This window comes from Caulobacter sp. BE254 (assembly GCF_031457295.1).
Classification (GTDB): domain Bacteria; phylum Pseudomonadota; class Alphaproteobacteria; order Caulobacterales; family Caulobacteraceae; genus Caulobacter.
Genome location: NZ_JAVDWJ010000006.1, coordinates 96,448 through 118,038 on the forward strand (window position 1 = coordinate 96,448; position 21,591 = coordinate 118,038).

At 68.9% G+C, this 21,591-nt stretch carries 20 protein-coding genes and 2 pseudogenes; 11 read left to right on the plus strand and 11 right to left on the minus strand.

What is annotated here, in order from left to right; translation table 11 throughout:
• The first annotated feature begins 139 nt into the window (after positions 1–139).
• On the plus strand, positions 140–757 hold the full coding sequence (locus J2X41_RS12690) for a nitroreductase (protein ID WP_310082264.1): 618 nt from the start codon (positions 140–142) through the stop codon (positions 755–757).
• A 300-nt stretch (positions 758–1,057) separates the two neighbouring features.
• Positions 1,058–3,949: a Plug domain-containing protein gene (locus tag J2X41_RS12695; protein WP_310082265.1), complete on the plus strand. Its 2,892-nt coding sequence runs from the start codon at positions 1,058–1,060 to the stop codon at positions 3,947–3,949.
• A gap of 67 nt (positions 3,950–4,016) precedes the next feature.
• Here J2X41_RS12695 and queF read toward each other — a convergent pair whose 3' ends face one another.
• Positions 4,017–4,472 (minus strand): preQ(1) synthase, encoded by a 456-nt coding sequence (gene queF / locus J2X41_RS12700; protein WP_310082266.1) that lies wholly within the window; start codon positions 4,470–4,472, stop codon positions 4,017–4,019.
• A 103-nt stretch (positions 4,473–4,575) separates the two neighbouring features.
• On the opposite strand from queF, the gene J2X41_RS12705 reads away from it, so the two are divergent.
• Both J2X41_RS12705 and J2X41_RS12710 read left to right on the plus strand, forming a co-directional pair.
• Complete coding sequence (locus J2X41_RS12705) at positions 4,576–5,379, plus strand: SDR family NAD(P)-dependent oxidoreductase (protein ID WP_310082267.1); 804 nt, start codon at positions 4,576–4,578, stop codon at positions 5,377–5,379.
• A gap of 255 nt (positions 5,380–5,634) precedes the next feature.
• Complete coding sequence (locus J2X41_RS12710; protein ID WP_310082268.1) at positions 5,635–6,378, plus strand: TorF family putative porin; 744 nt, start codon at positions 5,635–5,637, stop codon at positions 6,376–6,378.
• A gap of 67 nt (positions 6,379–6,445) precedes the next feature.
• On the opposite strand, the gene J2X41_RS12715 is transcribed toward J2X41_RS12710, so the two are convergent.
• Together J2X41_RS12715 and J2X41_RS12720 are read right to left on the minus strand one after the other, a co-directional pair.
• Positions 6,446–7,696, minus strand: a complete 1,251-nt coding sequence (locus J2X41_RS12715) for an MFS transporter (protein ID WP_310082269.1) — start codon at positions 7,694–7,696, stop codon at positions 6,446–6,448.
• Positions 7,696–10,095, minus strand: coding sequence for a TonB-dependent receptor (locus J2X41_RS12720; protein WP_310082270.1), 2,400 nt, complete (start codon positions 10,093–10,095; stop codon positions 7,696–7,698). The genes J2X41_RS12715 and J2X41_RS12720 overlap by 1 nt, the downstream gene beginning before the upstream one ends.
• A gap of 114 nt (positions 10,096–10,209) precedes the next feature.
• On the opposite strand from J2X41_RS12720, the pseudogene J2X41_RS12725 reads away from it, so the two are divergent.
• Positions 10,210–10,299: pseudogene (locus J2X41_RS12725) on the plus strand (hypothetical protein); the annotation flags it as partial.
• A gap of 67 nt (positions 10,300–10,366) precedes the next feature.
• Here the strand turns inward: J2X41_RS12725 and J2X41_RS12730 are convergent.
• Entirely contained in the window at positions 10,367–11,110 is a 744-nt protein-coding gene (locus J2X41_RS12730; protein ID WP_310082271.1) for a GntR family transcriptional regulator, read from the minus strand.
• Positions 11,111–11,301: 191 nt separating this feature from the next.
• Between J2X41_RS12730 and J2X41_RS12735 the strand changes: the two genes are divergently transcribed.
• The gene (locus J2X41_RS12735; protein WP_310082273.1) at positions 11,302–11,796 is read left to right on the plus strand and encodes a pyridoxamine 5'-phosphate oxidase family protein; all 495 of its coding nucleotides are present in this window, start codon (positions 11,302–11,304) and stop codon (positions 11,794–11,796) included.
• A gap of 22 nt (positions 11,797–11,818) precedes the next feature.
• Here J2X41_RS12735 and J2X41_RS12740 read toward each other — a convergent pair whose 3' ends face one another.
• On the minus strand, positions 11,819–12,664 hold the full coding sequence (locus J2X41_RS12740) for a MetQ/NlpA family ABC transporter substrate-binding protein (protein ID WP_310082274.1): 846 nt from the start codon (positions 12,662–12,664) through the stop codon (positions 11,819–11,821).
• Between the two features lie 137 nt (positions 12,665–12,801).
• Between J2X41_RS12740 and J2X41_RS12745 the strand changes: the two genes are divergently transcribed.
• Positions 12,802–13,248: a DUF805 domain-containing protein gene (locus tag J2X41_RS12745; RefSeq protein WP_310082275.1), complete on the plus strand. Its 447-nt coding sequence runs from the start codon at positions 12,802–12,804 to the stop codon at positions 13,246–13,248.
• Between the two features lie 49 nt (positions 13,249–13,297).
• Complete coding sequence (locus tag J2X41_RS12750) at positions 13,298–13,546, plus strand: hypothetical protein (RefSeq protein ID WP_028041448.1); 249 nt, start codon at positions 13,298–13,300, stop codon at positions 13,544–13,546.
• Positions 13,547–13,686: 140 nt separating this feature from the next.
• Here J2X41_RS12750 and J2X41_RS12755 read toward each other — a convergent pair whose 3' ends face one another.
• The 5 genes from J2X41_RS12755 to J2X41_RS12775 all read right to left on the minus strand — a co-directional run bounded on the left by J2X41_RS12755 (position 13,687) and on the right by J2X41_RS12775 (position 19,346).
• Positions 13,687–14,055, minus strand: coding sequence for a hypothetical protein (locus J2X41_RS12755; protein ID WP_310082277.1), 369 nt, complete (start codon positions 14,053–14,055; stop codon positions 13,687–13,689).
• 9 nt (positions 14,056–14,064) lie between these two features.
• A complete protein-coding gene (locus J2X41_RS12760) occupies positions 14,065–14,730 on the minus strand; it encodes a methionine ABC transporter permease (protein ID WP_310082278.1) in 666 nt (221 codons plus the stop codon).
• Complete coding sequence (locus J2X41_RS12765; protein WP_310082279.1) at positions 14,727–15,740, minus strand: methionine ABC transporter ATP-binding protein; 1,014 nt, start codon at positions 15,738–15,740, stop codon at positions 14,727–14,729. Before J2X41_RS12765 ends, J2X41_RS12760 begins: the two co-directional genes overlap by 4 nt.
• Before the next feature lie 95 nt (positions 15,741–15,835).
• The gene (locus tag J2X41_RS12770; RefSeq protein ID WP_310082280.1) at positions 15,836–17,947 is read right to left on the minus strand and encodes an ATP-binding protein; all 2,112 of its coding nucleotides are present in this window, start codon (positions 17,945–17,947) and stop codon (positions 15,836–15,838) included.
• Positions 17,948–18,056: 109 nt separating this feature from the next.
• Entirely contained in the window at positions 18,057–19,346 is a 1,290-nt protein-coding gene (locus J2X41_RS12775) for an amidohydrolase family protein (protein WP_310082281.1), read from the minus strand.
• Between the two features lie 156 nt (positions 19,347–19,502).
• Between J2X41_RS12775 and J2X41_RS12780 the strand changes: the two are divergent.
• Positions 19,503–19,598: pseudogene (locus J2X41_RS12780) on the plus strand (hypothetical protein); the annotation flags it as partial.
• A gap of 35 nt (positions 19,599–19,633) precedes the next feature.
• Here the strand turns inward: J2X41_RS12780 and J2X41_RS12785 are convergent.
• Positions 19,634–19,798, minus strand: a complete 165-nt coding sequence (locus J2X41_RS12785) for a hypothetical protein (RefSeq protein WP_310082282.1) — start codon at positions 19,796–19,798, stop codon at positions 19,634–19,636.
• A gap of 652 nt (positions 19,799–20,450) precedes the next feature.
• Here J2X41_RS12785 and J2X41_RS12790 point away from each other — a divergent pair.
• Together J2X41_RS12790 and J2X41_RS12795 are read left to right on the plus strand one after the other, a co-directional pair.
• On the plus strand, positions 20,451–20,672 hold the full coding sequence (locus J2X41_RS12790) for a hypothetical protein (protein WP_310082283.1): 222 nt from the start codon (positions 20,451–20,453) through the stop codon (positions 20,670–20,672).
• 78 nt (positions 20,673–20,750) lie between these two features.
• Complete coding sequence (locus J2X41_RS12795) at positions 20,751–21,581, plus strand: hypothetical protein (protein WP_310082284.1); 831 nt, start codon at positions 20,751–20,753, stop codon at positions 21,579–21,581.
• Positions 21,582–21,591 lie beyond the last annotated feature (10 nt).

Here is a 21,591-nt window from a genome sequence, read left to right on the forward strand (position 1 = left end):
GGGGCTCGGCCATAGGTGTGCTGGCTCTAAAGCATTTCGCGGCGAAGCGGCTTGCCGTTCGCGCGAAGACAATGCGTTCAAACGAAATCTGGAGCCCAGGCCGGCAAGCCGGGCGCCCGCCTGCTTCCTGGAGATCGCCTTGACCGGTTCCGTTCCCTCCGCGCCCGAATTTGGCGAAGCGCTGCCGATCGAGCCGTCGCCGGCGGTGGTGGACTTCCTGGCCCGGCGGCGCTCGGCCTCGGCCATGAGCCTGGCCGCGCCGGGTCCCGACGACGCCCAGCTGGCCGACCTGCTGCGCCTGGCCGCCCGGGTGCCCGACCACGGCAAGCTGGCGCCCTGGCGGTTCGTCATCCTGCGCGGACCGGCCAAGGACGCCTTCGCCGAGCGGATCACCGCCCTGGCCGACAGCCAGGCCAATCCGGCCAAGGCCAACGCCGCGCTGCGCAAGCTGACCCGCCCGCCGGTCGCCGTGGCTGTGATCTCGCGATACATCCCCGGCGAGATCCCCGAATGGGAGCAGCGCCAGAGCGCCTCGGCCGTCTGCCAGCAGATGCTGCTGGCCGCCGCCGCCCTGGGCTGGGGGGCCAACTGGATCACCGACTGGTACGCCTACGACCCGCGCGCCCAGGCCATCCTCGGCCTTGTCGACGACGAACGGGTGGCCGGCTTCCTTTATCTGGGGACCTCGACCGAGGCGCCGCAGGAGCGGGTCCGGCCCGACGTGGCGGCGATCACCACCGAATGGTCCGCCGACTGAGCGCCGCGCGCGTTCCTGTGGCGTTTCCGCATCGGTCCGGCGCCTTTATCCGGTCGTTCAGCGCTGGAATAGCGGCCTACGCCACAGAACCGCCATTTGGCTAGTCTCTAATCCCAAGGCGTGGGACTTGCGGGGCGCAGGCTTCGTCGTGCATCAGGCGCGACATCTTGTGTAACAGTCCTGCATCAAATCGACCTTAAGCATCGGTAACTTGTTCTGTGGCCTTGCATTGCCTAAGGCCAAGCTCGACGATGTCTGCGTACTTACACGCCGACCATAATTTTACGGCCGACGGGGTTTATGACGCTCTCTTTCCTGATCCTTGGCATGGCCGCCGCCCTGGACGGCGCGCCCGAAGTCGCGCCCGCGCAGCAGGACCCGGCGGCGCAGGTCCAGCGGACGCCGCAACAGGCCGCCCGGGCCGACGCGGACCCGTACGCCGCCGAGGTCGAGGCGGTCGAGGTGGTGGCCGGCAAGCCGCGCGGCTCGGTCGAGGGCGACATCAAGCCCGACCTGACGCTCAACCCGGCCCAGATCCGCGCCTATGGGGCCGGCAGCATCTCCGAACTGCTCGCCTTCCTGGAGCCGCAGCTGCGCACCAGCCAGAGCCGCGGCGACGGCCAGCCGGTGATGCTGGTCAACGGCCGCCGCATCTCGGGCTTCCAGGAGATCCGCGACATCCCGCCCGAAGCCATCGAACGGTTCGAGATCCTGCCCGAGGAAGTGTCGCTGACCTACGGCTACCGCGCCGACCAGCGGGTGGTGAACATCGTGCTGCGCCGCCGCTTCCGCGCCCTGACCACCGAGGCGGGGGTCAAGGTCCCGACGGCCGGCGACCGCACCTCCACCGACCTGCAGAGCACCTTCTTCCGCGTCCAGGGCGACAATCGCTGGCTGTTCAACGGCAAGGTCTCGCACGACACGGCCCTGTTCGAGGACGACCGCAACATCGTGCGCACGCCGTCGGGCCAGCCGTACGACCTGACCGGCAACGTCACGGGCATGCCCCTGCTCGACCCGGTGACCGGCGAGCCCACCCGAGGCGTGGCGCCGATCGACCCCAACCTGACCGCCCTGGTCGGCGCGCCGGTCACCGTCGCGCCCGTGCCGACCTCGGCCCTGGGCGGCCGGCCCAGCCTGGCCGACTTCGCGACCGGCGCCGGAACCGCCGCCACCGACGACCTGACCGCCTGGCGCAGCCTGGCGCCGCGGAGCACCACCGCCAGCCTGACCGGCGCGGTCACCCGCCCGCTGGGCAAGTCGTCCATGGCTACGATCAGCGGCGGCTTCGACGACAGCAGCACGCTCAGCTATCTGGGCCTGCCTGGCGTCCGCGGCCTGCCGAGCGACCCCAACGATCCCGACATCCACGTGGTCGTGCCGGCCGGCAGCCCGTTCTCGCCGTTCAGCCAGAACGTCGAGCTCTATCGCTACGCCGACGACTACGTCTCGATGACCCGCAAGGTCGACACCCAGAAGGCGACGGTGTCGGCCGCGGCCAACGGCCGGATCAAGGACTGGCGCTGGAGCGCCACCGGCGGCTACGTCTATTCGACCAGCGACACCACCACCGGCCGCGGCCTGGACGCGGCGGCGTTCATCGCCGCCGTCGCCGCCGGCGACCCGGCGGTCAATCCATTCGGCAACATCCCCTCCAACCTGCTGGCCCGGGTCTCGCCCGACACCGCCAAGTCGACCTCCAACGTCGCCAACGCCGAGGTGGTGTTCGTCGGCAACCTGCTGCAGGCCCCGGCCGGCGGCGTGTCGACCACCTTCAAGGTCGGCGCCGACACCCAGACCCAGGACTCCCACAGCACTCGCCAGGGCGTGGTGGTCGACCGCGACATCTCGCGCACCAGCGGCAACCTTCAGGCCAGCCTCAACGTGCCGATCGCCGACCGCGACCGGGGCGTGCTGCCGATGCTCGGCGACCTGTCGGTCAACTTCAACGGCCAGTACGAGCAGTTGTCGGACTTCGGCGGCCTGACCACCCTGGGCGGCGGCGCCAACTGGTCGCCGATCAGTCCGCTCAGCTTCCTGGTCAGCTACACCACCGAGGACGGCGCCCCGAGCCCGTCGCAGTTGAACGACCCGATCCTGTCGACCCCGAACGTCTCGATCTACGACTTCGTCACCGGCCGGACCGTTCTGGCCACGCGCATCGAGGGCGGCAACCCGGACCTGGTGTCGGACAGCCGCCAGGTGGTGAAGCTGAGCGTCAACATCCGGCCGCTGCCCAAGGACGCCAAGACCAACCTGCAGATCAGCGCCAACTATACGGCCACCCGGATCGACGACTCGATCAACAGCTTCCCGGCCGTCACCGCCGACATCGAGCGCGCCTTCCCCGACCGGATCGTCCGCGACGCCAGCGGCCGGCTGATCTCGGTCGACTCGCGGCCGGTGAACTACGCCAAGTCCCAGCAGGAGCAGATCCGCTGGGGCTTCAACCTGTCGCGGCCGTTCGGCAAGCCGCGGGCCGGCGTGCCGGGCTTCCAGTTCGGCGGCGGGCCGCCGCCTGGCGGTGGCGGTGGCGGTGGCCGCGGGCCTGAGGGCGGCCCCGGCGGCGGTGGCGGTGGCGGTTTCCGTGGCGGCGGCGGTGGCGGCGGCTTCCGCGGCGGCCCGCGTCCCGGCCAGGGCCAATTGCAGGTCTCGCTCTATCACACCTGGAAACTGAAGGACGAGGTGACCATCCGCGACGGTCTGCCGGTCATCGACCGCCTGGACGGCGGCTCGGGCGCCGGGCCCGAGCACGAGGTTCAGCTGCAGGTCGGCGTCTTCAAGAGCGGCATGGGCGCGTTCCTGAACGGCAGCTGGCGCAGCGGCTATCGCCTGAACGGGGCGACGGCCCAGCAGGACCTGCTCTTCGGCGACCAGTCGACGTTCAGCCTGAACCTGTTCGCCGACCTGTCGTCGCGGCCGGACCTGCTGCGGGCCCATCCGTGGCTGCGCGGTTCGCGGGTGCAGCTGCAGGCCCAGAACCTGTTCGACACCCGCCAGGACGTGCACGACCGCCTGGGCGTCACGCCCCAAGCCTACCAGCCCGACTATCGCGACCCGATCGGCCGGACGGTGCGGATCAGCTTCCGCAAGCTGATCGGCCCATCACGCCCGGTCCAGCCTCCGGGCCAGCGGCCGCCGCCGGCCCCCACCCCGCCGCCGGCGCAGCAACCCGCGCCGCCGCCGCGCTAGGCGCGAAAGGAAGAGGGCGCGTCCGGCCGGACGCGCCCCTCGTCATTTTCGGGTCTGGCCAGGCCCCTCAGCCCCGGCCGCGATAGGGCGCCACGCCCTGGTCGGGGACCCACAGGCCTTCCGGCGCCGGGCCGGTCTGCCAGAACACGTCGATCGGGATGCCGCCGCGCGGGTACCAGTAGCCGCCGATCCGCAGCCAGCGCGGCGCGGCGATCTCGACGATCTTGCGGCCGATCTTGACCGTGCAGTCCTCGTGGAACGAGCCGTGGTTGCGGAAGCTGGTCAGGTAGAGCTTCAGCGACTTGCTCTCGATCAGCCAGTCGCCGGGCGCGTAGTCGATCACCAGGTGCGCGAAGTCGGGCTGGCCGGTCACCGGGCACAGCGAGGTGAATTCCGGGGCCACGAAGCGGGCCAGGTAGGTCACGTCGGTCTGCGGGTTGGGCACGCGCTCGAGGACGGCCTGGTCGGGGCTGGCGGCGGGCTCGACCACTTGGCCCAGCTGGGTCACATGAAGTTCGGTCATGGGCGGTGATCTAGGCCCCCCGCCCCGGCGAGACAAGCGGGCGCGGCGTCGCTATCGTCGCCTCAAACAGATGTTGGGCCCAAGAGCCCCGAGGGAACGAACCATGAGCGGACGCGATTTCGACGGCTTCACGGTGGTGGTCACCGGCGCTTCCACGGGCCTGGGCCGGGCCATGGCGGTGGAGACCGCCCGGCGCGGCGCCGGCCTGGTCGTGGTCAACTTCGCCCGCAGCGCCCAGGAGGCCGAGGAGACCGCCCGCCTGGTCGAGGTCGAGGGCGCCAAGGCCGTCCTGGTCCAGGGCGACGTGGCCCAGGACGCCGACTGCCGCCGGATCGCCGAGGCGGCGGCGGGAACGGGGCGGATCGACGCCCTGTTCAACAACGCCGGCGTCACCAAGTTCGCCCCCGACCACGCCGATCTCGACGCGGTCGACGCCGAGGACTTCCTGCGGCTCTACGCGGTCAACGTGGTCGGCGCCTTCCAGATGGTTCGCGCCGCCCGGAGCCTGCTGGAGGCCGCGCCGCGGCCGGGGGCGGTGGTCAACACAGCCTCGATCGCGGGGGTGGTCGGCAACGGCTCGTCTGTGCCCTACGCCGCGTCCAAAGGCGCCCTGACGACCATGACCTTGTCGCTGGCCCGCGCCCTGGCGCCGCGCATCCGCGTCAACGCCGTCTGCCCCGGCTTTATCGACACCCCGTGGTTCGGCAAGGCCATGGACGCCGATCGAGTCGACCGCCTGCGGGCGGGAGCGGCGGCGGCCACGCCGCTGAAAGTCGCCTCGACGGCCGAGGACATCGCCGGCGCCGCCGTGTTCCTGGCTTCGCCCGCCTCGCGCCACGTCACCGGCGAAACCCTGCTGGTGGACGCCGGCCTGCACCTGGGCGGCGCGAGTCTGGCGATGCGCTAAAGTCGCAGGTAAAGCCGAAACAATCGTTCCGTCGACACTGTGGCGCCCCGCGCCACTTCTGAAGCAAAATCGTCACACTCCGCCCAAACTTTGCGCCGGCAAGCTGCTTTCTGCTGGTGATTTGACCAGCAAGATTGCAACAAAGGCGTCATCGACAACTACTGCTGTTGTGCGCAACGCGCTTGCAGGCGTCGCTGATCGGCGAGGGCTCCACACCCTTTCGCCGACAAAACAGAACATGAGGGGATAGAACACATGAAGTTTCTGAAACTGGCGCTGGTCGCCGCTGCTGCTTCGGTCGCCATGGGCGGCGCCGCGATGGCGCAGGACGAAAGCGGCCTGAAGCTGTCGTACAATGTCGGCGTGGCCAGCGACTACATCTTCCGCGGCATCAGCAACACCAACACCAAGGGCCAGGTCTTCGGCGGCGTCGACGCCACCTACGGCATCGGCTATGCGGGCGTCTGGACGTCGAACGTCGACTTCGGCACCCCGAACCCCGACCAGGAAATCGACGTCTACGCCGGCGTGAAGCCGACCGTCGGCGCCTTCAACCTCGACCTCGGCGTGATCTACTACGGCTACGTCAAGGACAAGGCTCCCGAGAGCAACCGTCAAACGTCCTTCCCCGGCGCGTTCAGCTACTTCGAAGTCAAGGCCGCGGCCTCGACCGCCGTTGGCCCGGCCACCGTCGGCGCCGCCTTCTACTACTCGCCGGAATTCCCGGGCGACGGCGGTGAAGCGCTGTACTACGAGCTGAACGGCTCGGCCCCGATCGGCGAGAAGCTGACCCTGAGCGGCGCCGTTGGCCGCCAGGAAGTCGACGCCGCCACGTATTACGGCGGCGCGACCGACAGCTACGTGACCTGGAACGCCGGCGTCACCGCCGCGATCACCGACCACGTCAGCGCCGACATCCGCTACTCGGACACCAACAAGAGCGACTATGGCTCGATCTATCACGCGACGGTCACCGCCTCGCTGAAGGTCGCGTTCTAAGCCTCTCGACACGACCTGATGAAGCCGCTCCGACTCCGGTCGGGGCGGCTTTTTCTTTGGGCGTCAATCAGGCGACGGACTTCGGCCGCGGCGGCCGCATGAACAGCGCCGCCACGAACACCACCGCCGTCAGGGCGGCGAACAGCTGGAAGGCCGGGGTGAACGAGCCGACGCGGTCGCGGATGGCGCCGCCGATGAACGGTCCCGCCGCCGACACGGCGCCGACCAGGCAGGTCAGCGAGAACAACTCGACATTGTTGCGGCGGCCGAAATAGTTCAGCAGCAGCAGGCTGACGGCCAGCACGGTCAGGCCGAAGCCAATCCCTACACCGACGGCGTAGAGCGCCAGCAGCAGCGGCGTCGTCGCCCGCGACAGGGCCAGCAGGCCGATCACCAGCAGACCCTGGGCGAACACCAGCAGCCAGCGCGGGTCGACCCGATCGCCGATCGCCCCGCCGCCCAGCCGCGCGACCACCTGCATCCCGCCCTCGAGGCTGAGCATGCCGGCCGCCACGGCTCCGGCGACGCCCAGCTGGGTCAGGTGGGCCTGGGTCAGGCTGGCGGCGCTGATCCCCGCCAGCAAGTGACTGAAATAGGCGGCCAGCAGCACATAGAATTGCCGGGTGCGCACCGCGTCGCGGACGCTCCATTCGTGGTCGGTGTGGTAGACGTGGCCGGGGATCGCGCCGGCCGCGGCCTCGGCGTCCAGTTCGCGATCCAGGGCGGCGCCGGCCTGCTCCAGCCAGCGCGGCCCGCCCACGGCCACGGCGCAGACCAGGCCGACCAGGCCCACGGCCAAGGCCTGCAGGGCCCAGTAGAGCCGCCAGTCGCCGTGGGTCGCCGACAGGGCGCTCACCACCATCCACGGCCCCGCCACCCCGCCCAGGGCGCCGAAGGTGAAATAGATCCCGAACGGCAGGGCCCGTTCCTTGAAGATCGCCGACAGCACGTGGGTGCCGGGAATCAGGGCGGCCATCTGGAAGCCGATCCCGCACAGGGCCGTGCCCAGGAAATAGATCGGCAGGGCGTGGACCCGCGACAGGCAGAACAGGCCGCCGGCCATCACCGCCACCCCGACCAGGATCGTCCCCCGCACGCCGATGCGTCGGATCAGCAGGGCCGGAAGCCAGGACGACAGACCGGTGAACACCCCAAGGATCGTGAACCCCAGGAAGGCGTGCTCCCAGCTCCAGCCCAGTTCCGGGACCATGGCCGGGATCACCACGCCCAGCGACGAATAGGTGGCCGCCGTGATCAGGAACAGCAGCAGGCTGAAGACGGCGACCAGCAGCCAGGGCCGAAATCGGGTGGAGGTCATCAGAACGTCCGCTTCAGGGTCACGCGCCATTCCCGCCCCTTGCCGGGCAAGGCCCCCAGATTGGCATAGGTGTCGGCGTCCGGGGTGAAATAGAGCTTGTCGAACAGGTTATCGATGTTGAGTTCGGCGGTGTACGGCCCGAGCGTCACATAGGCCGAGGCGTTGACCACGGCGTAGGCGGGATAGGTCACCGCGTCCTGCACCGTGCCCGAGGTCTTGGTCACATGGGTGACCCCCAGGGTCGCCCCGGCCGAGCCCCAGTCGTGCGGGTCGCTGGTATAGGCGCCGTAGAGGCTGACCACGGACTTGGGGATCAGGGTGTAGTCGTAGTCGCCGCCCCGCCCCGGCAGGCTGTTGAACGCCCAGACGACATAGCTGCCGCCATAGGCCTGGGCCCCGGGCACGCCGGCGGTATAGGCCGGGATGTACTGGAACGAGGCGTCCGGCCCCTTCACCGTGGTGTGCTGGGTGTTGCCGGTGGCGGTGAAGCTGAAATGCTCCGAGGCCAGCCAGCGGACCTCCAGCTCCACGCCCTTGGCGCGCGTGCCCTGGACGACGGGCGTCAGGCCCGACAACTGCGTGCGGTTCTGGCGATAGGCGGCCAGCGAGCCGACCAGGGTCCCGCGCAGCAGCTGGAACTTCACCCCGGCCTCGGCCAGGTCGCTGTCCGACAGCCACGAGCCGTCGGCGACTAGGCCCGGGGCGATCTCGCCGGCCTGGCTGACCTCGAGCGCCGAGGCCTTGGCGTAGCTGATGTAGGGCATCAGACCGGCGGGGGCCTGGTAGGTCAGGCTGGCGCTGTAGGTCCCCTTCCCTCGGTCGTCGGTCTGGCGGCCTGGAACGGTGAAGGGCAGGACGCCCGTGTCGTGCGCCGCCACGTCGTACCAGTCATAGCGTCCGCCCACAGTCAGGGTCAGGCGCGGCGTCAGCTTGACGTCGCTGGTGAAGAACAGGCCCGTCTGGCTCCACGTGCCCCGGTTGTCGTTCTCCCAGTCCAGCCCCTGGACGCCGGCGGGCTCGGCGCTGAAGGGGCTGTCGATGATGTCGTTGGGCTGAGCGCCGACCGAGATGTCGCGCCGGTCGATGGCGATCATGCCGCTGTTGAAGCTTTCGCGGCGCCGGCCGGAGAAGTCGCGATAGCTGGCCCCGACGATCGTCTCCGTGGCCACCGACCCGAGGTCGCGCTTGAAGGCGTAGCTGGCCCGCGCCTCCCAGACCGAGCTCTTGAACCAGGCGGGATAGCCGTACGAGACGAAACGCTTGTTCTCCTGGTCGTCATAGAACAGCTGCAGCTTCAGCACGCTGTCGTCGTCGAACCCCTTGGCCAGGTCGAAGTAGAGCGTGTTGGTCCAGGTCTTGGAAAAGTCGGCGGCGCTGACATAGACGGTGCGCGGGTCGAGCTTCGTGGTCCCTAGGCCCGTGTCCAGCGTGTGGTTGGCGTCGCTGGCCGGCGCGCCGAAATAGGGGATGTAGAGCGCGCTGCCGAACGGGTAGAAGCCCACCTCGCCGGGCGTGATCCGGCCGTTGCCGTCGGCGTCGACCAGGCTGGTGTCGCGGCCGGTGACATAGGTCCCGTGGTCGATCAGGGCCTGGGTCAGGCGGTTCCAGCCTGGCGTCTGGATGTCGCCGGTGGAGTGATAGACCATGCCGCCGAAGGCCGTGCTCCAGCCGTTGTTCAGATCGAAGTCCGCCGACGCCTCGGCCAGTTGCCGCTTGGGATGCAGGCCCCGGTAGAAGCTCTTGGAATCGTCGATCTCGCCATAGGCGTAGACCCCGCCGTCGGCCGCGCCCAGCTTGACCGGCAGGGCGACCTGGGCGGTCAGGTTCTTCTTGTCGTAGGCGCCGAAGGTCGCGGTGATTTCGCCCTTCGGGTCGGTCAGGAACCGTCCTTCGTCTCGCGCCGACTTGGGGATAAAGTTCAGCAGGCCGCCGACCTTGCCCGCGCCGTAGATCGGCGTCGGCGGGCCGCGCACGATCTCGATCCGGGCCGCCCCGCCGATCGGCGTGGCGTAGGTGCCGCGATTTTCGACCCGCTTGAAGCCGCGGAAATAGTTCTCGGCCAGGGTGCCGCGGATGTTGAGCGCGCCCGGCACGCCGTAGAAGCTGGCCGTGTAGGTCCCTGGCGAGACGGCGGTCAGGCCGTCGATGGTCTCGATGCCGTAGCGGGTCAGGGTGGTGTCGCTGACGAAGCTGGCCGAGCGCGGGGTCTCCAGCAGCGGCTTTTCCAGGCCGAACACCGTGGTGCTGGGCTGCTTCTCCAGCAGGCCGGCCTTGTCGCGCGCCTGGACGATCACCGCGTCGACGGCGTCGGCCTGGGGGGCGTCCTCGGCCTGGGCGTGGCTTGAAACAAGGGCTCCCACGGCCATGGCGGAGGCGAGCAGGCAGGCGCGGATCGACATCGACGAAGCTCCAGGTCCGCCGGGCGGAGGCGGTGGAGCTAGCCTTTGAGACCTTACGCAACGTTCGTCAAAACGTTATGTAACATTTCAGAGAGAATTATATTGAGTCGGTTGTCAGAGGCGCTGAAGACGCCCCCTCCGTCACGCCGCGTATTCGCGGCGCGCCACCTCCCCCGCTTTGCGGGTGAGGAGATGTGGCGCTGATCTCTCCTCCCCCGTGAAACGGGGGAGGTGGCGGGCGAAGCCCGACGGAGGGGGCGTCCCGCGGACCTTACCCCTCGAACAGCGGCCGGGTCGCCTCAGGCATGATGTTGAGCACGCGCATCATGGCCAGCCGGGCGCCCTCGACGTCGCCGCGGGCGATCACCTCGGCCACGGCGCGGTGCTGCTCGACGTCGGCGATCAGCTCGGCCTCGGTGGCCGCGCCGAACGAGAACACCCAGTAGCGAGCGGCCTTGTGCTGCAGCGGGATGAGGATGCGGGCCAGGGCCATGTTGCCGCCGGCCCGGGCGACAGCGGCGTGGAAGCGCTGGTCCATGGCCACCAGGGCCGGCAGGTCGCGGTCGCGCGCCGCCTGCTCGCCGCCGTCGAAGGCCGCGCGGATGCCGTCGGCCTCGGCCTTGCTGGCGTGCTTGGCGGCCAGGCCCGCGCAGTGCGGCTCGATCAGGGCCCGGGCCTCGTAGCCCTGGCGCAGCTCGACCAGGTCCAGCGGCGCGACCGTGGTGCCCGAACGGGCCCTGCGGATCACCAGCCCTTCCAGGGCCAGGCGCCCCAGGGCGTCGCGCACCCCGGCCAGGCCGGCGTCGTAGCGCGCCGCCAGCGACTGCTCGTCCAGCCGCGCGCCCGGGGCCAGGCGGCCCAGGATCAGGTCCAGCAGGATGCGCTCGTAGACCTTGGCCTTCTGCAGATCGGGCGACCAGTCCTCCAGCCCCGAGGACGAACAGACGTCCAGCACCAGCATCCGCTCGCGGCCGCCAGCGGTTTGGCCACCGGCCAGGGCGTCGTCAGGGGCCATCAATTGTCGCACGGCGCAAGCTCCGAAGGTCATCGAGCCTGATATGTAGAGTGAAATGTCAGGCGAGACCAGGACACGATTCAGCAACGACCAGCGGGAGGACTGGCGTTCGTGCTACCTTGACGCGCCCCGTCTTCGCCAAGGCCTCCGCGGCCCGCGCCCGGCCCGGCGAGCGAGCAGGAGACGCCGCCATGCCCTCGATAGACGTCGACGCCGAAACCCTCAGGGAGACCGCGCTGCGGATCCTCTCGGAAAACCGCATCATGGCCGTGGCCACGCTGCGCCCGGACGGCTGGCCGCAAGCGACCTTCGTCGGCTATATGCACGACGGTCTGACGTTGTATTTCATCATAGCCCGCGAGGGGCAGAAGCTGGCCAACATCCGGCGAGACCGCCGGATCTCGATCGCGATCGGGCGTCACAACGGCGGTGGGCCGGATCTTCGCGGCTTGTCCCTGGCGGCCGAGGCCGTCGAGGTCACTGACGCCGAAGAGGTCCGCCGGCTCAACGCCATGCTCGTGGCGCGCTATCCCGAACAGGAGGTCTTCACGCCGCAAGGCGCCTCGGTGGCCGTGATGAAGGCCACGCCGCTGGTGATGTCGGTGGTCGATCCCCACGGCGGTCTCGGCTGGCCAGTGCTGCTGCGCGTGGACCCGTTGACCGGCGCGCTCCGCCCGGCCAACTAGGCCCGCCGCGCTTGAAAGCGCCCTAGAACGCCGGCACCACCGCGCCGTGGTACTTCTGCTCCATGAACGCCTTCACCTCGGGCGAGGTCAGGGCCTTGGCCAGTTTCTGGACGCGCGGGTCGTCCTTGTTGTCGGGCCGCCCGACCAGGTAGTTCACATAGGGGCTGTTCTTGTCCTCGATCAGCAGGGCGTCCTTGGACGGGTCCAGCTTGGCGTCGAGGGCGTAGTTGGTGTTGATCACCGCCAGGTCGACCTGGTCGAGCACGCGCGGCAGGGTCGCGCCTTCCAGCTCCTTGAACTTCAGGTTCTTCGGATTGGCGGTGATGTCCTTGAGGGTCGACAGCGCCTTGTTGGGATCGGCCAGGGTGATCACCCCGTTGCGGGCCAGCAGCAGCAGGGCGCGGCCCTCGTTGCTGCCCTCGTTGGGGATGGCCACGACGGCGCCGTCGGGCAGCGCGCCGATCGCCTTGACCTTGCGCGAATAGGCGCCGAGCGGCTCGATGTGCACGCCGATCACCGGGATCAGGGTGGTGCCCTTGTCGGCGTTGAAGGTCTCCAGATACGGCAGGGTCTGGAAATAGTTCACGTCCAGGCGCTTCTCGGCCACCTGGATGTTGGGCTGGACGTAGTCGTTGAAGACCTTGATGTCGATCTTCAGCCCCTGCGCCGCCAGCTTCGGCTTGATGAACTCCAGCACCTCGGCGTGGGGCACGGCGGTGGCGGCCACGGTCAGGGTGTCGCCGGCGCTCGGCGCGGGCGTCTTGGAGCAGGCGGCCAGGGCGAGAACGGCGAGGCTGATGAGGGTGGCGCGGCGGGCGACCATGAACGGCTCCGTTAAGGCGATTAATCGGGTAGGGTATTGCCCCATCCAGGGCGGAAGCGGGAATCAGATTTCCTGAGCGGAACCACAATCCCTCGACTGTCACGCTCCGAGCGGGACGTTGACGATCACCGTCGCGCAACTCAACCTAACGCGCCGCGCATCGATACGGATAGGAAAAGCCATTGCACTGGAGCCAGCGCTCAGGACGCCCGGAATACTGGATGACCGTGATCGCCCTGATTGTGATCAGCTACGCCACCGTCATCCTGGCGCATCGCCCGGGACCGGGACTGTTCACCCTGGTGTTCTGGCAATATGCCTATGCTCGCCGCTTGCACGACATCGATCGAACCGCTTGGTGGGGCGTCGCGGTTATTGTCCTAAGTTTCGTGCCTATCGTCTTGGGCTTCACGTTCGCCGGCGACGAACTCGGGGCCTTGCTCCTCGATCGAACCGACCAGGCCAGCAACACGGGTTGGTTTTGGTATTTCGCGGCCCAATACGGCAGCATCTTGATCCAGCACGGCTTCACGATCTGGCTCGGGCTGCAGAGAGGCGATCCGGTTGATAACCGGTTTGGCGATTGGCCGAGACCGCCGCGCTGGCTGAGCCAATCGAAACGGGGATAAACGGCCTGGCCGCCTTGACCTTGCCGCCAAACAGGTCGCCTGGATAAGGATGGCCCGAGAAACCGTCTACATCGTCCAAGCCTACAAGGCCGGCCGCGGCAAGGGGCTGAAGGCCGAGCAGCAGGTCGGCTGCAAGGACGCCGAGGAAGCCCGCCGCAAGGCCGAGCGCCTGGCGCCCCTGCGCGAAGGCGTCGTCGCCTTCGCCGCCTCGGCCGACGTCGAGATGGGCGACTATGACGAGAATCCGCTCATCCTGTTCAAGGCCGGCCGGCTGCCGTTCCCGTTCGACCAGGCTTAACTCAATTCCGCTCATCCCGGCGAATGCCGGGATCCAGATGGAATAGCTTTGAGGCTGACGCCAAAAGCGCCGAGCCTCTCCAATCATCCACACCGCCATGAGATCTGGGTCCCGGCATTCGCCGGGATGAGCGGCTTTAGTTATTCCGGATCGTTCGCCGGCTCTTCCGGGCCGGCGATGGTCCAGCTGGACAGGAAATCCGGGTTCTCCACCGTCTCGCCGTCGGTCAGCGGATAGAGCCCCGGCTCGGCGGCCCGGATGTTCGAGGTCTGGGGCGGCAGGGTGGTGGTGTCGCCGTCCTGCGGGCCCAGCAGGTCGAGCAGGATTCCCTCCTCCGCGTCGGCGGTGATCACCACGCCGTAGAAGGCCTCGCGCCCCTCCAGGTCGCCGTCGGCGTCCAGGAAGGTCAGGTTCACCAGCATGGTCTTGCCGACCAGCCCCTGGGCGAAACTCTCGTCCCAGTGCTCGGGCGGCGGGGCGGAGAGGATGGGGATGTCGTTGTCGGTCATGGACGCGTTCTAGCGGTGCGAGACGCGGCGCACCACCGCGTCGCCGACCATCTGCAGCGCCTGGACCAGCACCAGCAGCAGCACCACGGTCACCACCATCACGTCGGTCTGGAAGCGCTGGTAGCCGAAGCGGATGGCCAGATCGCCCAGGCCGCCCGCGCCGACCACGCCGGCCATGGCGGTGTAGGACACCAGGGCGATGGCCGTGACCGTCGCCGCGGCGATCAGGCCCGGCATGGCTTCCGGCAGCAAGGCGCCCAGCACCACCTGTCGGCGCTTGGCCCCCATGGCGAAGCTGGCCTCGATCACGCCCTTGTCCACCTCGCGCAGGGCGGTCTCCACCAAGCGGGCGAAGAACGGCGCGGCGCCGACCACCAGCGGCGGAATCGCCCCCGCCACGCCCAGCGAGGTGCCGACCAGGGCCACGGTCAGCGGGATCATCACGATCAGCAGGATCACGAACGGCACCGAGCGCAGGATGTTGATCACCAGCGACAGCACGCCGTTGGCCAACCGGTTGCGCAGCATCTGGCCTGGTCCGGTCAGGAACAGGATCACGCCCAGCGGCAGGCCCAGAACCACGGTCAGCACCATCGAGCCACCCAGCATGGACAGGGTATCCAGTGTCGCCTGGCCAATCTCCGACCAGTCGATGTTTTCCATGAAGCCGCTCATCGGCCCGCCTCCGCGACCAGGTCGACCCGAACGCCGTCGGCCTTGAACCGGGCGATGGCGGCCTCTACATCGCCGCCGGTCAGGGACAGGGTCAGCTGGCCGTAGGGGGTCTCGCGCAGCCGATGGATGCGGCCGCCCAGGATCGAGTAGTCGACGCCGGTCTCGCGAGCCACCGCGCCCAGGATCGGCCGGTAGGTCGCCTCGCCGCGGAAGGTCAGGCGCACCACGCGGCCGTCGACCGCGGCGCCGGCTTCGCCGGGAACGCCGTCCGCCTCCATCACGAACCGCCGGGCCGTGGCGCTGGCCGGATGCAGGAACACGTCCTCGACCGGACCGCTCTCGACCACCTTGCCGTCCTCCAGCACCGCCACCCGGTCGCAGACGCGGCGGACCACGTCCATCTCGTGGGTGATCAGCACGATGGTCAGGCCCAGCTCGCGGTTGAGGCCCGAGACCAGCTCCAGGATCTGTTCGGTGGTCTCCGGGTCCAGGGCGCTGGTGGCCTCGTCGCACAGCAGCACCTTCGGGCCCGTGGCCAGGGCGCGGGCGATGCCGACCCGCTGCTTCTGGCCGCCCGACAGCTGGGCCGGATACTTGTGGGCGAAGTCGCTCAGCCCCACCCGCGCCAGCAGCTCGGCGGTGCGCGCCTTGACCTCGGCGTCCGGACGGCCGGCCAGCTTCAGCGGGAAGGCGACATTGCCGGCCACGGTCTTGGACGACAGCAGGTTGAAGTGCTGGAAGATCATGCCGACCCGGCGGCGCAGGGACCGCAGCCCCTCGACACCGAGGGCCGCCACGTCGTCGCCGTCGACGATCACCTTGCCGCCCGACGGCGTCTCCAGGCCGTTGATCAGCCGGATCAGGGTGGACTTGCCCGCCCCCGAGGCGCCGATCACCCCGAACACCTCGCCGGGCGCGACCGACAGGCTGACCCCGGCCAGGGCGGCGCGGCCGCCCGCCTGCTGTCCAGGCCCGGCATAGGTCTTGGAGACGTCTTCGAAGGTGATCACGGCGCGGCCTTGAGCGGAGGGTCGGTCGGCGCGAACGCCGCGAGCCGCACGATTTAGGCGCTGCCGGGCCAAAGGTGAAGCCGAACCGCCGATTTTCAGCCCGCGCGGCGCTCGCGTTCGTCCAAAGCCTGGCCGATTCCGTTGATCAGGTCGGCCGCGGTGACCGGCTTGGCCAGGTGCAGGTCGGCGCCGGCCAGCAGGGCGTCCTGGCGATGATGGGCCATGGCGTTGGCGCTGAGCATGATGATCGGGATCGGCGCCCCGGCGGGATCATGCTGTTCCAGCCGCCGGATGGCGCGGGTCGCGGCCAGGCCGTCCATGACCGGCATCTGCATGTCCATCAGGACCAGGTCATAGCCGCCCGTCCTGAAAGCCTCGACCGCCAGGGCCCCGTTCTCGACCACGGTAACCTCAATGCCGTGAGGCTCCAGGATCAGCTGCACCACCTTTTGATTGACCGGATGGTCCTCGGCCAGCAGCACGCGCAGCCCCTCGGGCCGATCGGCCGGCGACACGCCGCTCCCGGCCTCCCCGGCGGCCGCGACGTCCAGGCCGTCGGTCCGCTCCAGCGGCAGGACGACCCGGAACAGGCTGCCGTTGCCCGGCCGCGAGCGGGCCGAGATCTCGCCGCCCATCATCTCGACCAGGGTCTTGCTGATCGACAGGCCCAGGCCCGTGCCGCCGAACCGGCGGGTGATCGTCGAGTCGGCCTGGCTGAAGCGCTGGAAGATCATCTCGCCCTGCGCCGCGTCGAAGCCGACGCCGGTGTCCGCGACCTCGAGGACCAGCCGCGCGCCCGACGCGCCTTCCGTGGCCTCGATATCGATCCGGGCGACGATCTCACCCTGGTCGGTGAACTTCAAGGCGTTGGACAGCAGGTTGCCCAGCACCTGGCCGATGCGGACGCTGTCGCCCAGGAAGGTCCCGCGGACGTCGTCGCCGCGCTCGACCCGGAACGCCAGGCCCTTGTCCTCGGCGCGCAGGCGGGTGACGTCCAGCGGGCCGTCGATCGCGGCGTCGAGGTCGAAGACGCCGGTCTCGATGGTCATCTGGCCCGCCTCGATCTTGGAGACGTCGAGGATGTCGGACACCAGGCGCTCCAGCGTGGCGCCGGAGCAGCGGATCAGGTCGACCATCTCGCGCTGAACCGGGGTCAGGGGCGTGTCGCTCAGCGTCGCGGCGATGCCGATGACGCCGTTCAGCGGCGTGCGGATCTCGTGGCTCATATTGGCCAGGAAGTCGCTCTTGGCCTGGTTGGCGGCTTCGGCGGCGCGGCGGGCGGCGGCCATCTCGGCCTCGTCGCGCAGCCGCTCGGTGACGTCGCGGGCCACGCCGAAGATCAGGTCGCCCGACCGCCGCGCCCGCCATTCCAGCTGGCGGTACTCACCGTCGCGGCGGCGGTAGCGGTTCACGAAGCCGGCCACCTCGCCCGAGCTGTTGGCCCGCGACATGTGCGCCTTGGTCGCCGCGACGTCGTCGGGGTGCAGCAGGGGCAGCAGCGGGGCGCCCACCAGCTCGTCGACCGAATAGCCCAGCACAGTCTCCCAGGCCTTGTTCAGCTTGACGAACCGCCCCTCCAGGTCGCGGATGCAGAGCATGTCCAGCGACACCTCGAAGAAGGTCGACAGGTTGCTGGAGGTCTCCAGGGCGCTCTGGGCGGCGCGCAGGGCCCGCGCCTCGCTGGCGATCAGGGTCTCCTCGGCCCGCTGCCGGTCGATGGCGATCGCCGCCAGTTCCGCCGCCGCCTCGATAAAGGCCACGTCCTCCTCGCTCGGGGTGCTGGGCTGGCGGTGATAGATGGCGAAGGTGCCGACCACCGCGCCGGCGGCGCTGCGGATCGGTTCGGACCAACAGGCGGCGACGCCGGCCTCGGCGGCCAGCGCCTTGTAGTCCAGCCACAGGGGATCGGTCTGGATGTCCTCGACGATCACCCGGGCGCCGATATAGGCCGCCGTGCCGCAAGAGCCGGCGGACGGGCCGATGCGGACGCCGTGGATGGCTTGGTTGTAGAATTCGGGAAGGCCCGGGGCCGCGCCGATCAGCAGGTGCTCGCCCTCGGCGTCCAGCAGCAGGATGCTGCAGACGGTGCTGGGGTCCTCGGCCTCCACCGCCTGGACGATGGCCAGCAGCGCCGTGCACAGGGGATTGCCGCCCGCGATCAGGGTCATGGTCCGGCGAAAGGCGCGGTGGGCCGAGGTCAGGCTCATGGTCCGGGGCGGCTCCAGGAACGACAAGGAACCGGACTAGCATCCGGCCACGACCTTGGCGTTAACCGCCGGCCGCCACCGCCGCGACATTGTGTAGCAGCGCGACAATCTAGGGACGCACCACCACCGCCCCGCCCTTCATCACGAACACCGGCTCTTCCAGCGTGGTGATGTCCTCCAGCGGGTCGCCGAACACCCCGATCAGGTCGCCATAACGGCCCACGGCCGCCTGGCCGACGTCCTTGTCGCGACCCAGGGCCTGGGCGGCGGTGATCGTCGCGGCCTGGATCGCCTGCAGCGGGGTCGCGCCATAGCGGACCATGACCGCGAACTGCTTGCCGTTGGTCCCGTGCGGATAGACCCCGGCGTCGGTGCCGTAGATCATCTTCACCCCGGCCTTCAGCGCCTTGCGGAAGTTCTCGCGCTGCACCTCGCCGATGTCGCGGTCCTTGCGCAGGTTGTCCTCCAGCACGCCGTTCCGGGCGCCCTCGGCCTGGGTGTAGTCGGTGTTGTAGATGTCCATCGAGAAGTAGGCGCCCTTCTGGACGGCCAGCTTGATGCCCTCGTCGTCGACCAGGCTGGCGTGCTCGATGGTGTCGACGCCGGCGCGGATGGCGTCCTTGATCCCGGCCGCGCCGTGGGCGTGGGCGGCGACCTTCAGCCCGGCCATGTGGGCCTCGTCGACGATGGCCTGCATCTCGGCCAGGGTCAGTTGCTGCTGCCCCGGCTCGTCGCCGTGCGAGAACACCCCGCCGGTGGCGCAGATCTTGATCACCTGGGCGCCGTACTTCTTCAGGGTGCGCACCACCTTGCGGCCCTCGTCGGGACTGTCGACGTTATAGGGGCTCTTCTGGTTCATCGACGGCGGGAAGAAGGTCTGGTCGCAGTGGCCGCCCGTCGCGCCGATGGCGTAGGTGGCGGTGACGATGCGCGGACCGGGCACGTAGCCGCCGTCGATCGCCTCGCGCAGGCCCACGTCGTCGAAGTTCTCCGACCCGACATTGCGCACGGTCGTGAAGCCGGCCTCCAGCGTGCGCTTGGCGTTGGCGGTCTGGACCACGCTCCAGAAAGCGTCGCTGTACTGCAGGCCGGTATAGCCGCCGATCTCGGCGACGCTGTCCAGGTGGACGTGCATGTCGATCAGGCCCGGCAGCAGGGTCGCGTCGGGCAGGTCGACCACTGTGGCCCCGGTCGGGACCGGGTCGCCGGCCTTGCCGACCGCCGAGATCCGTCCGTCGGTGATCACCACCTGCGGCCTGTCGAGGTACTTGCCCGTGGCCACGTCGAGCAACCGGGCGGCGCGCACCACCTCGACCTCGGCGGCGTGCGCGTCGACGGGGAACAGGGGCGCGGCGCAGGCGGCCGCCACGAAAGCCAAAGCGGCCAGTCCACGCTGCATGATCACTATCCCCCGCCCTCGAACGATCGAGGACGGCGACGCTATCACGCGCCGGCCGCGCGTCGAGCCGTAACGGTCCAGTTTCCGTCGGGCGCCGCGAAGGCGGGCGCCCTGGCCTGGCCGCTAGGCGCTGTGGACGGTTGACGATCTTGGACCGAATTCCTCGTCCTTCGACAGGCTCAGGATGAGAAATTCTACTGAACCGCCCTACAAAGTAGCCCTCATCCTGAGCTTGTCGAAGGACGAGGGCGGGCCGCGAGCGCCAGACGCCTAACTGTCCACTGCGCTCAGCGATCTTCCTCGTCGCCCGGCGCCCCGGCGGATCGGGTGACCCGCTCGGCCATGGCGGTCGCGCCGGCGTCGTCGGCGGCGATCTCGCCCTGGTCGTCCAGCTTGGGCTCGGGATTGGCCTTCAGCGCCTCGGTCAGCTCGTCGGTCTTCTTGTCGGTCATGGCTTCCTCCTGCGTGGGGAAATCCCGACGTCCGACGGCGTTCCGAGCCCGTTCGAAATCCTCGACGACCAGGAGCTGGCCGACTATAGCTCGGCTCGGTTTAGGCGGGCGTGGCGGAACTGGTAGACGCAACGGACTTAAGCCAAGGATTGAGTGCGCCCGGGGAAATCCGGGACGTAGAACTGCTCAAATTCGGGGAACCCTGTCAGATGGCGATCCCGAGCCAAGCCCTCTTTCGAGGGAAGGTGTAGAGACTAGACGGGCAGCACCTAACCTCCGGCTTTCGGAGCACGGTGAAGGGATAGTCCAGACCACGAACGGCCCGGTCACGGGGCGGCGGCGAAAGCCGAAGTGGTACGAAAATCCGTCAGCCGCAAGGCTATGCCGGTTCGATTCCGGCCGCCCGCACCACCTCACGGACAGCCATGGCCCCTGGAGCCGGCGACGCCCTTCATCGGCAAGGCGAGACCCGAGCCTTGGCGCCGTTTCGTCCCTCACGCCCGGCGATGGCGGCCTCTCGCCTTCTCGTTCCCCGGGCGCGATGCGGCCCGAGCACACGCATGACGACAGCTTGCTAACGATGGAATCTTTTGGTAGCATTTTCGAAGTGCACAACTCTTGCGTTCACCTAAACACCCAAGGGAGCAGAGCCATGTCCACCCTACCCCGCCACGACGCCGAGCATCTGGCCACCGCGGCCAAGACGCTCGCCGAACACCGCACAGGCCTGGTGCTGACCGGCCGCATCAAGGACGGGAAGCTCGTCCTCGACGATGCGACCCAACGCGAAATCGCCAGCAAGTACGCCAAGGCCGACGTGGCCTTCGTGGCGATGAACGCGCCGTTCGATCCCCAGTCCCACGTGCTGCAGTAGTCCGGCCGCGCGAGGTCGGCCATGCACGGGCGCGCCACGAACGCCGCGAGGATCGCTGACAGGGCCAGCGCGGCGCTGATGAGCGAAGCCCACGGAGCCAAGGTCGCCAGGATCGTGGAGCTCTCCCTGGAGATGCTCGGCGGTCCTGGCGACTGCCCCATCTACGCGACGGCGGTGAATCGAACGGTCGACGCCGATACGCCGCCGTTCGACACCCAGGCCTATGAAACCGTCTACCGGGAATCCGCGCGCGACGCGCGCTGGATGGCCACCTCCCTGCTGACCAACTCCGAGCGGGAAGGCGATGGCTCCAAGCGGCTGTGGTCGTTGGCGGCCTGTTCCGATGACCCGATCGAACAGTCGAGCCTCAAGCAGCACGCCGTCGACGAATCTAAGCACTCGTTGATGTATCTGGCGCTGCTGGACCTGGCCTTTCCGGGCGCGGTCTCGCCGGAGTTCCGGATCGAACTGCGCCAGCTGTCGCCCGGCTTCACCCTCCGCAAGGCGCTCTATCCGGTGCCAGGCTCGCCCTACGCCAAGAAGCCCACCGTCGACGACTTCATCCAGATGAACATCGCCGAGATCCGCACGACCATCCATCACGTGATGCAAAGACAGGCCCTGGCCCAGCATTGTCCGCCGGAGAACCGTTCGGCGATCAAGGCGGTGCAGGATTCGCTGTTGCGCGACGAGCTGGCCCATGTGGGCTACACCGCCCGGCTGATCGAACGGCTGGCGGCCGACCTGCCGCAAGGCAAGGTCGCCGATCTGATCGCCAAGCGGTTCGGAGATTTCGGTCGCATCACGCGGGAAGAACTGGGCGACACGGGGGTCTTCGACTGCTCGCTCGACTGTTGCGAGAAGCGTGACTGGTGCCGCGCCAAGGCGCCCGCCTTCCTGGACTCCTGAGCGCATCGGC